General features: G+C 62.5%; 11 protein-coding genes. 3 read left to right on the top strand and 8 right to left on the bottom strand.

Features of this window, described 5'->3' with window-relative positions; genetic code table 11:
- Window positions 1–53: 53 nt before the first annotated feature.
- From ACWFUC_RS20570 to argH, 6 genes are all read right to left on the bottom strand, one after another.
- Window positions 54–785, bottom strand: a complete 732-nt coding sequence (locus ACWFUC_RS20570) for an ABC transporter ATP-binding protein (protein ID WP_088753394.1) — start codon at window positions 783–785, stop codon at window positions 54–56.
- Window positions 782–1,543, bottom strand: coding sequence for an ABC transporter ATP-binding protein (locus ACWFUC_RS20565; RefSeq protein WP_039785419.1), 762 nt, complete (start codon window positions 1,541–1,543; stop codon window positions 782–784). The genes ACWFUC_RS20570 and ACWFUC_RS20565 overlap by 4 nt, the downstream gene beginning before the upstream one ends.
- Window positions 1,543–2,418: a branched-chain amino acid ABC transporter permease gene (locus ACWFUC_RS20560; RefSeq protein ID WP_034335500.1), complete on the bottom strand. Its 876-nt coding sequence runs from the start codon at window positions 2,416–2,418 to the stop codon at window positions 1,543–1,545. The genes ACWFUC_RS20565 and ACWFUC_RS20560 overlap by 1 nt, the downstream gene beginning before the upstream one ends.
- Before the next feature lies 1 nt (window position 2,419).
- Entirely contained in the window at window positions 2,420–3,301 is an 882-nt protein-coding gene (locus ACWFUC_RS20555; RefSeq protein ID WP_034335502.1) for a branched-chain amino acid ABC transporter permease, read from the bottom strand.
- Between the two features lie 281 nt (window positions 3,302–3,582).
- The gene (locus tag ACWFUC_RS20550; protein WP_034335504.1) at window positions 3,583–4,740 is read right to left on the bottom strand and encodes an ABC transporter substrate-binding protein; all 1,158 of its coding nucleotides are present in this window, start codon (window positions 4,738–4,740) and stop codon (window positions 3,583–3,585) included.
- Window positions 4,741–5,051: 311 nt separating this feature from the next.
- A complete protein-coding gene (gene argH / locus ACWFUC_RS20545) occupies window positions 5,052–6,446 on the bottom strand; it encodes an argininosuccinate lyase (RefSeq protein ID WP_287019641.1) in 1,395 nt (464 codons plus the stop codon).
- A 473-nt stretch (window positions 6,447–6,919) separates the two neighbouring features.
- On the opposite strand from argH, the gene ACWFUC_RS20540 reads away from it, so the two are divergent.
- Window positions 6,920–7,750 carry an HDOD domain-containing protein gene (locus ACWFUC_RS20540; RefSeq protein ID WP_489623143.1) on the top strand — a complete coding sequence of 277 codons (831 nt, stop codon included), beginning with the start codon at window positions 6,920–6,922 and terminating at the stop codon, window positions 7,748–7,750.
- A 186-nt stretch (window positions 7,751–7,936) separates the two neighbouring features.
- On the opposite strand, the gene ACWFUC_RS20535 is transcribed toward ACWFUC_RS20540, so the two are convergent.
- Both ACWFUC_RS20535 and ACWFUC_RS20530 read right to left on the bottom strand, forming a co-directional pair.
- The gene (locus tag ACWFUC_RS20535) at window positions 7,937–8,875 is read right to left on the bottom strand and encodes a dienelactone hydrolase family protein (protein WP_286866946.1); all 939 of its coding nucleotides are present in this window, start codon (window positions 8,873–8,875) and stop codon (window positions 7,937–7,939) included.
- 438 nt (window positions 8,876–9,313) lie between these two features.
- Window positions 9,314–11,590: a TonB-dependent receptor domain-containing protein gene (locus ACWFUC_RS20530; RefSeq protein WP_489637313.1), complete on the bottom strand. Its 2,277-nt coding sequence runs from the start codon at window positions 11,588–11,590 to the stop codon at window positions 9,314–9,316.
- A gap of 275 nt (window positions 11,591–11,865) precedes the next feature.
- Between ACWFUC_RS20530 and ACWFUC_RS20525 the strand changes: the two genes are divergently transcribed.
- Both ACWFUC_RS20525 and ACWFUC_RS20520 read left to right on the top strand, forming a co-directional pair.
- Complete coding sequence (locus tag ACWFUC_RS20525) at window positions 11,866–12,540, top strand: biliverdin-producing heme oxygenase (RefSeq protein WP_489623141.1); 675 nt, start codon at window positions 11,866–11,868, stop codon at window positions 12,538–12,540.
- Complete coding sequence (locus tag ACWFUC_RS20520; RefSeq protein ID WP_489623140.1) at window positions 12,537–12,974, top strand: YbaN family protein; 438 nt, start codon at window positions 12,537–12,539, stop codon at window positions 12,972–12,974. The genes ACWFUC_RS20525 and ACWFUC_RS20520 overlap by 4 nt, the downstream gene beginning before the upstream one ends.
- Window positions 12,975–13,005 lie beyond the last annotated feature (31 nt).

The raw sequence follows: 13,005 nt of genomic DNA, 5'->3' as shown, positions 1-13,005 counted from the left end.
AAATTTTTTATTATTTTTTCTCCAGCCCCGCCACATGCAACAGATCAAGCGCATCAGCCCCCCAGATAAGCCTCCACCACCTTCGGATTGCCCAGCAGATTCGCACCGCTATCCTCCAGCACGATCTTGCCCGTCTCCAGCACATAGCCGCGTTGCGCAATGCGCAGCGCCTGGCGCACGTTTTGTTCCACCAGCAGCACCGTCATGCCGGTCTTGTTGATCTCCTGCACGATGCGGAAGATTTCCTGGATGATCAACGGGGCCAGCCCCATCGACGGTTCATCCAGCAACAGGACCTTGGGCTTGGCCATCAGCGCACGGCCAATGGCCAGCATCTGCTGCTCACCACCCGAGAGATTGCCCGCCAGTCCGGCCGCACGGTTCTTCAAGACCGGGAAGAGGGAATACACCCACTCCAGATCACGCGCCACGCCGTCCTTGTCCTTGCGCGTATAAGCGCCCAGGGCCAGGTTCTCTTCGACGGTCAGCGTGGTCAGCGTCGCACGGCCTTCGGCCACCTGCACCACGCCGGATTCGACGATGCGGTGCGGCGACATCTGCAGCAGATCCTGCCCGTTGAGCAGCACACGGCCACGCTGCGCCTTCACCAGGCCGGAGATGGCCAGCAGCGACGTGCTCTTGCCGGCACCATTGGCACCGACCAGCGCGGTGATCTCGCCTTCGTTCAGGGAAAGGCTGATGCCCTTGACCGCTTCAATGTGGCCATAGGCCACCGCCAGGTCCTCGACCTGCAGAATGGGTTGCTTGTTGCCGCTGGCGCTCATGCTTCTTCCTTGCCGAGATAGGCCTCGATCACTTCCTGGTTGTTCTTGATCTGGTCCGGGGTGCCCTCGGCGATGATCTTGCCGAAGTTCAGCACAGCGATGCGCTCACACAGGCCCATGACGAAACGCATGTCATGCTCGATCATGAAGATGGTGAAGCCACGCGCCTTGATGTTGACGATCTCGCTCATCAGCTCGGTCTTCTCGGCCGGGTTCATGCCAGCCACCGGCTCGTCCAGCAACAGCAGCTTGGGTTTGGTCGCCAGCGCACGCGCGAACTCCAGCTTGCGCTGCTCGCCATAGGACAGACTGTCGGCCAGCATGTGCGCCTTGTGATCCAGGCGCACCCAGGACAGCAGTTCCAGCGCACGTTCACGGGCTTCCTGCTCGGCACGGCGGAAGCCGCCGAGATTGAAGAGCATGCTGGCCACGCCATAGTTCAGGTGCTCGTGCATGCCGACCACCACGTTCTCCAGGAGCGTCATTTCCTTGAACACGCGGATGTTCTGGAAGGTGCGGGCAATACCGCGCTCGGTGATCTTGTGCGGAGCGACGGCACCGATGTCGTCGTCATTGAAACGGATGCTGCCGGAAGACGCGCGCAGCAGGCCCGTGATGAGGTTGAAGACCGTGGTCTTGCCGGCACCGTTGGGGCCGATCAGGCCGAAGATCTCGCCTTCCTTGACGTTGAAGTTCACACCCTGCAGCACTTGCAGGCCGCCGAAGTTCTTGCTGATGTCGTTCAGTTGTAAAAGCATTACTTCACCTTCTTCTCAGCGTTGCGGCCTAGGAAGGCGCGGATGCGGCGCGGGTCCCAGATGCCCTTGGGCAGGTACAGCACCACCAGGATCAGGATCAGGCCATTGATGGCCAGGCGGAAGTCCTTGAAATGACGCAGCACTTCCGGCAGCAGCGAAAGAATCGTCGAGCCGATCATCGGACCGATCAGGTTGCTGGTGCCACCGAAGACGGCCATGGTCAGGATGTCGACCGCGTTCTCGAAACCATAGTTGTTGGGGCCGATGGTGAAGGTGAAGTGCGCGTTGAGGCCACCAGCAACACCCGCAATGGCAGCACCGATGACGAAGGCCAAGAGCTTGTAGCCGGCCACGTTCACGCCCATCAGGCGCGCTGCGACTTCATCTTCCTTGATGGCCTCGAAGGCGCGGCCGGTCTTGGAGCGGCGCAGGCGGGCCAGCGCATAGATCGTCACGCCCAGCAGCAGCACGATGTGCCACCACTCGGTGATCGGCGGCACGCCGTTCAGGCCCATCGGGCCACCGGTGATCTCCAGGTTGAGGACGATCACGCGGACCACTTCGCCAAAGCCCAGCGTGGCCATGGCCAGATAGACGCCCGAGAGGCGCAGCGTCGGGATGCCGATCACCAGCGCCACCAGCGAGGGCAGCACGCCGCCGGCGGCCAGCGCGATGGGGAAGGGCATGTCGAACTGCATTGTCAACAGTGACGCAGTGTAAGCACCGATGCCCATGAAGGCCGCATTGGCCAGCGACAGCAGGCCGCAGGACAGGGTGACGTAGATCGAGAGTGCCAGCATGGCGTTGACGCCGATGCTGAAAATGACTGTGTTGTAGGTGGCCCAGAAGCCATCCCACCATTCCATGAAGCCCATCTTATGCCTTCCTTTCCAGCACTTTGCCAAACATGCCGGAGGGTTTTACCAGCAGGATCAGGAACAGGAGGCCAAACGCCACCGCATCGCGGAAGTCGCTGGAGATATAGGCCACCGTCAGCACCTCGGCAAAGCCGAGGAAGAGGCCGCCGATCATGGCGCCACGGATATCGCCCATGCCGCCCAGGATGATGACGGCGATGCCCTTGTGCAGCATCGGCTGCCCCATGAAGGGCGAGATCGCATTGAAGGACACGCCCACCAGCACGCCGGCCGCACCACCGAGGGCCGCAGCGGCAAAGGAGGTCAGCAGGAACAGGCCTTCGACGTTGATGCCCAGCAGGTAAGCCGCCTTGGGCGACTCGGCGATGGCGCGCAGCGCGCGGCCGAGCTGGGTCTTGCGCATCACGCCCAGCAGCACCACCATCAGCACGAAGGCGATCACGATGATCGCCACCTGCACTGCGGTGATGTGCAGGTTGCCCAGGCTCACGCTGTCTTCGGGGATGGTGCCCTGGGGGAAGCGCTTGTTCTCGGCACCGAAGATGCCCTGCGAGATGTTGGTGATCATGATGGCCACGCCAATGGTGGCGATCATGGGGATCAGGTGGGGCGCATTTCGTTTGCGCAGTGGCTTCAGGACCAGCACGTCGATGATGAGGCCGAGGGTGCCGGTGGCCACCATGGCCAGCAGCAGCGCCACCCACAGGGGCAGGGCCATCTGCTCCACCAGCAGCAGGGCGGCATAGCTGCCCAGCATGAAGATGGCGCCGTGCGAAAGATTGATCACGCCCAGTACGCCGAAGACCAGCGTGAATCCGAGCGCGAAGAGCGCGTACACGCTGCCCAGCGAAAGGGCATTGATGAGCTGTTGTTCTAACATTGGAACCTGCGATAGGTGATGGGAGACCATGCGCCGCGCCAGCAAATTTGCACGACCGTGCATGCTGCGCGGGGCCCTCCCTCGTTGCGTCGTAGTGCCGGGTTCAACTCGCCCGCGTCATGCGGCAGTTGGTGGTTCCCCGTTCCGGCCTGGCGATTTGCTTCATATCCCCTCCCAGGCGGGCAGCCGGCGGCTGTTGCCGGCTGCGCCCGGGTGAGCGTCGCTTGCGGGTGGCTTGCCGGTTGCCCGGCAGGCCGCCCAGCCAGCGTCACACGGCGTGCTTACTTCAGCAGGACGAACTTGCCGCCCTTGGCGATGTTGACGATGGCTTCCTGGTCCGCATCGAAGCCGACCTGCTTGCCTGCCACCGCCGGTGCTGCGCGGAAGGCGAACTTGCCGGTGGCGCCGTCGATCTTGACTGCCGGCAGTGCAGCGCGCACGGCGTCGCGGTCCTTGGCCAGGTTGCCGGAGAGCTTCACGCTCTTGATCGCATCGGCCATGATGTACATGGCGTCATAGGCTTGCGCGGCGAACTGGTCAGGGTCGGAACCGAACTTGGCCTTGTAGGCGGCAATGAACGCCTTGTTGGCCGGGGTCTGGTTCTCGGCCGACCACGGGCTGCCCATCAGGGTGTTGTCGCCGGCATCCTTGGCGATCTCGAACAGCTTGGGCGAGTTCAGGCCGTTGCCGCCGATGAAGGGCTGCTTCATGCCCAGCGCGCGGGTTTGCAGGATGATGTTGGCGGCTTCTTCAGCCAGGCAGGAGCAGACGATGGCGTCCGGGTTGCCGGCCTTGATCTTGGTCAGCTGGGCCTTGAAGTCGACGTCGCCCTTGGCATAGGCCTCGGTGGTGGTGACGGGGATCTTCTGCTGTTCCAGGGTGGCCTTGAAGACGTCATAGCCGGACTTGGTGAAGGCGTCGTCGTTGCCGTAGATCACGGCGACCTTCTTGATGCCGAAGTGCTTCACGGCCGCCTTGACGGTGACGGGCAGCACGTCGGCTTCCATCACGGAATTGCGGAAGGTGAAGGGACCCATGGCAGTGATGCCGTCAGCGGTATTGCTGGTGCCGAACACCACGACCTTGGCGGCGTTGGCGATCGGGTCGGCAGCGAAGGCCGAGTTCGACAGGGTGGGGCCGAAGACGGCCAGTACCTTGTCCTGGAAGATCAGCTTCTTGAAGACGTTGATGGCTTCTTCCTTCTTGCCTTGTTCGTCTTCTATCACCAGGGCCAGCTTGTCGCCGTTGACGCCGCCCTTGGCATTGATTTCTTCGGAAGCCAGCGTGAAGCCGTTCTTGATGGCCACGCCATACTTGGCGGCCGGGCCGGTCAGGGCTTCGGCCACGCCCAGCTTGATGTCGGCGGCCAGCGCGGCCGAGGACAGGGTGGCACCGATCAGCAGGGCCGGAATGGTCTTGAGCATGGTATTGAATTGCATCGAGTTCTCTCCTCAGTTAGATATTGTAGAAATCGTCCGCATCACGGAGCGCCGTGCGCAACAGCGCGGCGCGACGTCATGTGGCGATTCCTTCATCGAGGATGATGCAAAAGACGCCCGGGATGGCCGGGACTTGTGCTCCATCCTCTGAAGACCGTTGTGTGGTCTCTTTCGATACAGCTGCCACAGCATACCCGAAAAGGCAGGCTGCGCCAGCGATTACAACCCGCTGCAACGCGCCCGGGTAGGGCGCGCCACAGCGGCATGCGAATGTCGTCCGGCCGGCGGACGAGGGTGGTGCGAGATGGTACTTAGTTCAGTTCCTTGCGCAGTTGCGCAATGGCTGCACGCACCTGGTTGGGTGCGGTGCCGCCGATGTGGTCACGTGCGGCCACCGAGCCTTCGAGCGTCAACACGGCAAACACGTCGTCACCGATCAGCCCGGAGAAGGCGCGCAGGTCGTCCAGCGACAGGTCGGCCAGGTCGCAGCCCTTGTCCACGCAGGTCCGCACGGCGTGCGCCACGGCTTCGTGGGCGTCGCGGAAGGGCAGGCCCTTCTTGACCAGGTAGTCGGCCAGGTCGGTCGCCGTGGCGTAGCCCTGCAGGGCGGCCGCGCGCATGGCTTCGGGCTTGACGCTGATGCCGCGCGCCATGTCGGCGAAGATGCGCAGGGTATCGGTGAGCGTGTCGACGGTGTCGAACAGCGGTTCCTTGTCTTCCTGGTTGTCCTTGTTGTAGGCCAGGGGCTGGCCCTTCATCAGGGTCAGCAGGGCGATCAGGTGGCCGTTGACGCGGCCGGTCTTGCCGCGCGCCAGTTCGGGCACGTCCGGGTTCTTCTTCTGCGGCATGATGGACGAGCCGGTGCAGAAGCGATCCGCGATGTCGATGAAGCCCACGCGCGGGCTCATCCAGATCACCAGCTCTTCGGACATGCGCGAGATGTGCGTCATCACCAGTGCAGCGGCGGCGCAGAATTCGATGGCGAAGTCACGGTCCGAAACGGCGTCCAGCGAGTTGCGGCACACGTCGTCGAAGCCCAGGGTCTTGGCCACGCGCAGGCGGTCGATCGGGAAGGTGGTGCCGGCAAGGGCAGCTGCGCCCAGCGGCAGGCGGTTGATGCGCTTGCGGGCGTCGATCATGCGTTCGGCATCGCGGCCGAACATCTCGACATACGCCAGCACGTGGTGGCCGAAGGTGATCGGCTGCGCCACCTGCATGTGGGTGAAGCCCGGCAGGATGGTGTCGGCGTGCTGCTCGGCCAGGTCCAGCAGGGCCAGGCGCAGATCGCGCAGCAGGCCGATGATGTCGTCGACCGCACCGCGCATGTAGAGGCGGATGTCGGTGGCCACCTGGTCATTGCGCGAACGGCCGGTGTGCAGGCGCTTGCCGGCGTCGCCGACCAGTTCGGTCAGGCGCTTTTCGATGTTCAGGTGGACGTCTTCCAGGTCCAGCAGCCATTCGAACTGGCCGGACTCGATTTCACCCTTGATCTGGGCCATGCCACGCTGGATCTCGGCGTAATCGGCCGCGCTGATGATGCCCTGGTGGGCCAGCATCTCGGCGTGCGCCAGCGAGCCCTGGATGTCGACCTGGGCCATGCGGTTGTCGAAGAACACCGATGCGGTATAGCGCTTGACGAGATCGGAGACGGGTTCAGAAAAGCGAGCCGACCAGGCTTCGCCCTTTTTAGCAAATTGGTCTGTCATATAGGGAATTCCGGAGAATGGGCGATTATAGCAAGCACAACTGCGCCAGGCCACGGCCATGCAGCCGGAAATGCTGCGGCACGCGGATTTTTCGCATTTCATCACCGGACTGTCGCACGCTTTTTTCATCCGTTCCCAGCGGGTGGTTTGGAAAAGCTTTTCTCGACATCAAAGCAGGCAAAGTTTCCGGATGGCATCATTTTTGCTTGTTGTTTTTGCGCAAGCTCTGCTGAGACCCTAAAAAGCCGTGGGCTACTGACATTTGCTGACGCTATACTCAGGGTGCGATGACTTATCCGGGGGAAGTTCTGCAGGTTTCCGGAGAAGATCAGGGCTGCCAGCCACGGCGCAGCCAGGATGATGCCGGCACCGGCCGGTGTCGTGGGGGCATCGTCCAGCTGCACAATGCCAAGGGGGTGGTCCTGTCAAGCGCTCAAGCGAGATGTATGGGGGTCGTCTTACAGGAGAGAAGCATGAATTTGGAAGCACTGTTTCAGCAGCAAACTGCCTTGCCGAGTATTCCCAAGGTGGTGCAGGAAGTCATCGAAAGTTTCAACAACGAATCGGTCTCGATTGAAGAGATCGCCAAAAAGCTGGCCGCAGATCAGGTCCTGAGCGCGAAGATCCTGCGCCTGGCCAATTCATCCTATTACCACGTCTCGCGCACCATCGGCACCGTCGATGATGCGGTGCTGATGCTGGGGTTCATGACGGTTCGTACGCTGGTGGTAAGCACCGGCATGGCTGGCAGTTTCAAGAAGCTACCCGGCGTGGACCTGAAGCTGTTCTGGCGCTACAGCCTCGATACGGCCATCGTCGCCAAGTGGCTGGCCAAGCAGAAGCAGGTCAAGCTCAATTCCGATTTCGCCTTCACGGTCGGCCTGATGCATGCCATCGGCCAGCTGGTGATGCACGCCGGCATGCCCGAGCAGGCGTTGGAGGTGGACAAGGTCGCCGGTCCCCTGGATGCGCGCCGCCTGGATGTGGAGCGCCAGTCCTTCGGCTACGACTTTGCCGATGTGGGTGCCGAACTGGCACGCCGCTGGCGTTTCCCGGACGAGTTCGCCAAGGTCATCAAGGCCTTCCCGCAGCCGCTCAAGGGCGAGTTCGATCCCTTCGCCGCGGTCGTCCACCTGGCCGCCTGGCGCGCCCGTGCCGAGGAAAACAAGTACTCGGCCGACGAACTGGAATCGACCTTCCCGACGGAAGTGGCCGCCAAGCTGGGGCTGAGCCTGTCCACCTTCACCGAGGACATGCCGCCCCTGGCCGAACTGGGCGAGGGCATGCAGGAACTGATTTCCTGAGCGGCCTGATCCGCCGCAACAGGGCAGGCCGGAGAGCGCCGAAGTACGGTGGTTTCCGGCCGATGTGAAGCAAAAGGACGTAAAAAACGACAATGCCGGCTCCCGCAAGGGGCCGGCATTGTCGTTGGTGAAGGGTACTGTCAAAACCCGGGAGGCGCGTGGCCGGCCCGGAGTCTCGGTGTTTCCTCAGTAATTCAGCTTGGCGTCCAGGAAGTTGAGCATGGAGCGATACGCCTGGCTGCGCGCATCCGGGTTGCCGCCGCTGGTGACGCCTTCGCCGCGCTTGCCCACGCCGGCCACATCCATGCGCACGTGCACCGGCAGGCCGGGCGCGTCGAAGTCGTGATAGGTATCGGGATAGAGGCGCAGAGCGATCTCCGTGTCGCTGCCCTTCATCTTCTCTTCGATGGCTTCGCAGGCCTGGGGCGGCGTCCAGTCATCGTTCTCGCCCATCAGGATCAGGAGCGGTGCGGCCGGTTTGAAGGGCTCGCTGGTCTTGGCGTACGGGCGGCAATCCGGATAGAAGGCCACGGCGGCGCGCGGCTGGATCTTGCGCACGGCGACGTCGGTTTCGGCCAGGTTGATCGAGGCCAGCAGGGTCGACGCGCCATGCGACCAACCCAGCAGGGCGATGCGCTTCACATCCACATCCGGCTGCGAAGTCACCCAGTGCAGGGCGGCCTGCACGTCATAGCGGCGGTTCATCGCGCTGACTTCGCGCTGGGCTACGGTGTCCTGGCAGGTGGAGCGGCGGCCGCGCGGGGTGAAGCTGTCCGGGAACAGCACGTTGTAGCCGGCGTCGCTGAGCACGCGTGCCATCGCCAGGTGGCGCGGCGTGAATTCCCCCTTGCCATCCTTGACCATGCTGTACAAGCCGCCGCAGCCATGCAGGGCGATCACGGTCGGTGCCGGGCCCTTGGTGGTAAGCGACTTGCGTGCCTTGATCCAGACGCCATAGAGCGCGGTGGCCTTGCCGCCCTTGCTGTCCACGCTGGTGAGCGAGACGCGGCGTGCTTCCAGTGGTGGCGGCGGTGCCGAATTGGGCGCGGCCTGCGCCCAGGAGCCGATCACGGCCAGCGATGCTGCAATGCAGAACGCAGCCAGCGGTTTTCCCCAATGTCGCATGATGTCTGATTCCCCGTAGTGATGCCCAATCGTTGCCCGACGGCCTTTCCCGTCAACGGGGAAAATGGTCGCTGAAGCAATAAGCTTCACGGATTGCAACGACTGTATGTATTTGAATTCTTCAGCTTGTATTTTACAAAAGCGAAGCGTCATGCGGCAGGGAAGATGCGTTTTTGCGGTGCAAAAATCTGATCCATCACAAGAGCGCGCCTGCACCTGTGCGTCGCCCGCAACAGCTTGTCGCTTCGTCAAATGTCATATGAGCCATCTGTTATCGGCATGCAAACGCTGAACTTGAGACGGGGCGTCTCTGATACGTCATGCTTGTCAGTGCAGGAGGAGGGGAGGCTGGTGCGCCCGAGTCAGCATCGGGCGCGCCGGCCGGTCGCACGATGCTGCCGGGAACTTTCATCCGTGGCGGCATCGTGCCGGACGATCTCAAAGATCGATATTGAGGGTGATGGCGGCGTTGCGGCCTGGTTGCGCGGCGCGCTGGAACAAGACGGATTGCGAAGTGGTCAGGCCGCGTACCGTGGCGTAGTCCCAGTATTTGCGATCGGTCAGGTTGTAGATGCCGGCGTGCAGTGTCACATGCTGGTTCAGCTTCCAGTAGGTCGACAGATCCAGCAGCGCATAGCCAGGTACGTTGACGTAAGCGCCGCTGGTGGAATAGACCGAGACGTCGTCGGCGCTGGCACGCTTGGATTTCACGGCCGTCATGATCAGGCTGCCGCCGTAGCGGGCGCCGGGATCATCATAGGCCACACGCACGGTGCCCTTGGCGGGTCCCACCGAGTTGACCGAGCCACTGACACCGGCGTCATTGCGCGAACGGCCGGCTGATACTCCGGCGCTGCCCCCCAGGCTGTAGCTTCGCAGCGCACTGGCATAGGTCCCCAGGCGCAGTTGTGCGGAGACTTCTGCGCCGTAGATATCGACGTTGGCGATGTTCTGCAGGCGATATGCCAGCGACGTGCCGCTGTAGGTGGTGGTCTGGTAGTCGATGAAGTTCTTGTATCGTGTGTAGAACAGCGAGCTGTTGAGGGTCAGGCCATCGATCAGCTCGCCCTTGGTCCCGAGTTCAAAGGCGTCGCTGGTCTCGTTCTTCAGGTCGGGATTGCCGAGGATGGCGTACAGGAAGGCCGAGCTGGCGTAGGTCGAGGAATCATAGGTTCCGGTTTTTTCTGCGGCAGTGGCCACGCGTACCCCGCGGCTGTATTGGGCAAAGAAGTCATAGCTCGGTGTGAGCGCATAGGCAAAGCGCAGGCTGGGGGCAAGCAAGGCCGTATGGTCTGTGCTGACCTCGCTGGCGGCACTGCCGACGTTGGCCAGGTAATGGCTCAGGTCGCCCGGCCGGGTTTGCCAGTATTCAGCTCGCAGGCCCGGCGTGAGCGTGGCGCGTGGAGAGAGGTGCCATTCGTCGCGGACGTAAGCCACCAGCTTGTTCGTGCGCGTCTGTGCCATGCGGTCCTTGCTGTAGGGATAGCCGCTGACCGAATTGCCGGTGGCGTTGGTGATGCGCGCTTCGGTCCAGGGACGCTGCTCGTCCGTGCTGGTGAAGGACAGGCCATAGAACAGTTCGTGCGTTCCCATGCGCTTGCTGGCGTCCGCGCCCAGTCCGACGCTGGTGGTGGCCAGATAGGTGTCGATGTAGCGGGTATAGCTGTTGGTGGAATTGGCAGCGATGGTGTAGTCCTCTTTCTTGCTGTCCTGATAGAAGGCATGTACGCGCAGCTTGTCAAAGGCGGCGATGCTGCCAGCCGCCGGGGTGTATTCATCCTCCACTTGCAGGCGATGACGACGGGTCGTGGAGTACTGCGTTGCACCGGCCGGATAGGCGCTATAGGTGCTGCCGTCAAGATAGCGGTTGTCGGCACGATCATAGAGGTCCAGTGTCACGCCCAGCTTGTGGTGCGCCAGCCCTTCATAAAACGCCTTGAACAGCACTGCGTCGGAATGCCAGTCGTCACGGTTCGCATCGCTCACGTCCTTGGACCGGGTCAGTGCGCCATCGCGATTCGAATACAGGGCCAGCAGTTTCCAGTCGCCCATCTTCTGTGCCGTGGTCAGGGATTCTGCCCAGGCCTGGTCAGCGGAGGTGTAGCCGAGTTTGGCACCGAGATAGCTGTTCTTGCCGTCGCTCAGATAGTCGTCCGGCGATCTGGTCTGGAAGGAGACGCGTCCGCCCAGGCCGGTGGCGCCATTTTCGCCGGAAGACGTGGTCCCCGAGATGATGTCGACGCGACGGAAGACCTCGGGGTCGATATAGTCGCGACCGATACCCACCCCTGTGGCCTTGAGCCCATCCGGCAAGGGGACGGCCGCTGGCAGCTCGATACCGTCGATATCCAGTCCGACCCGGTTGCCCTCGACGCCACGGATGTTGTAGCCCGAGGTGCCGCTGCCGTCCCACAGGTTGGCGGCTCCGCTCAGTGCCGAAGGCGCGCTCACGAGAGGCTGGTAGCGGATCACGCCCGCCATGTCGGTGACCCCCGCATTCTGCAGGTCATCGGCGCTCAGGGATGTGCTGCGGGAGGCCCTGTCTGCTGTCACGCTGATCGGTGGCAGGGCGCTGTCGCGGCTGGCGTCCTCTGCGGCGTGAGCCGGGCTGATCATGAGCCCGGCCAGTGCCAGGTGGATGGAGATGGTCAGGACCCGCGGAACGGGACGCGCCAGGTTTTGCGCGGTCGTGCTGCGCGCGATTGCTGCAATCATTGCTTCCTCTTCTAGTCTTGTGTGCGCCGTCGGTATTGGCGGTGCGGCGGCGTGATGGGTCGTCGACTGGCTGACGCTGTCTTCATCGATACCGGCGGGTGGACTAGAACAAGTGGCTGGCTAAATCTAAATCAATTCATCTCTCGCAGAGAGGTCGCGATTTTAAAATTAAGTTTTTGCAAAGGCAACGCAATTGATAATCATTTGCAATTAGAATCTGCTGGTCCGAGTCGGGTGTGTCCACGTCGGTTTGTTTTTGATCAATCGTCCACGTCATGACTACTTCCACTTCACTTGCCATCCCTGCTTCCCCGTCCACCTCAACCGAAACCGTTCCCGTTCCTGCTGCCGCCCCGGAGCTGGATCGCGCCGCGGCGTTGAAAGAGGCTACCCGCGCGGCCCACGAAGCGCTGGATGGGAGCATCATGCGTTTCAACCCCTTCGCATCGCTGCAGCGCTATGGCGGCTTCCTGCAGATGCAATACGCGTTTCATCGCGATGTAGCAGCCTTGTTCGAGGATGCTGCCTTGAACCGTCTGTTTCCAGATCTGCAGGCACGCTCGCGGCTGGCACAGGTAGCGGCCGACCTGCAGGACCTGGGCTTGCCGCTTCCGGTGCTGTCGGCGCCGGTGTTTTGCGCGGATCGTTTCTCCCTGCCTGTGGCCATCGGCTGGTTGTATGTCGAGGAAGGATCCAACCTCGGTGCGGCGTTCCTCTACAAGATGGCGGCCGGGCTGGGCCTGGATGGCAACCGCGGAGCGCGCCACCTGGCGCCCCACCCGGAAGGCAGGGCCCCGAGCTGGCGCGGTTTCGTGGCCCAGCTCAACGCCATTGAGCTTGACGCGGTCGCGGAACAGCAGGTGATCCAAGGGGCGAGCGCTGCGTTTGCGCAGGTGACCTCGTATGTCGGTCGGTTCTGCCGCGCGCCACTGACGGAAAATGCGACGTGACCGGGGGCACGACCGAGGCTGAACCGAAGCGCCTGACTCGTCACAGACTGGTGGCGTGGGCCTGGCTGCTGTTGGCCTATGCGAGCCTGGCGGTGGGTGTCATCGCCATTTTCATCCCGGGCTTGCCTACCACGGAATTCATCCTGCTCTCGGCATGGGCTGCCAGCCGTGGTTCGCCGCGTCTGCAGCGCTGGCTGGAGCAGCATCGCCTGTTTGGTCCGATGATCCACAACTGGCGCCATGGCCGTGCCGTGACGATACGTGCCAAGGCGACTGCCTCACTGACGATGACGCTCTGCCTGATCATCATGGCGTTGACCATCCAGCGCCGCTGGATCCTCCTGTTGGCGGCGCTGGGCATGGCAGTGGGGGCCGCCTGGATGTGGTCGCGTCCCGAGCCCGGTGGTGCGGGCACCGACGGGTCCAGAGACTGACAATGCGTTGAATCATAAAAAAATCCCCCGT

The sequence above is a fragment of the Herbaspirillum sp. Her4 genome (assembly GCF_057961335.1).
The sequence above is the reverse complement of the archived record's forward strand: the minus strand, read 5'-3'. Positions and strand labels throughout refer to the sequence as shown.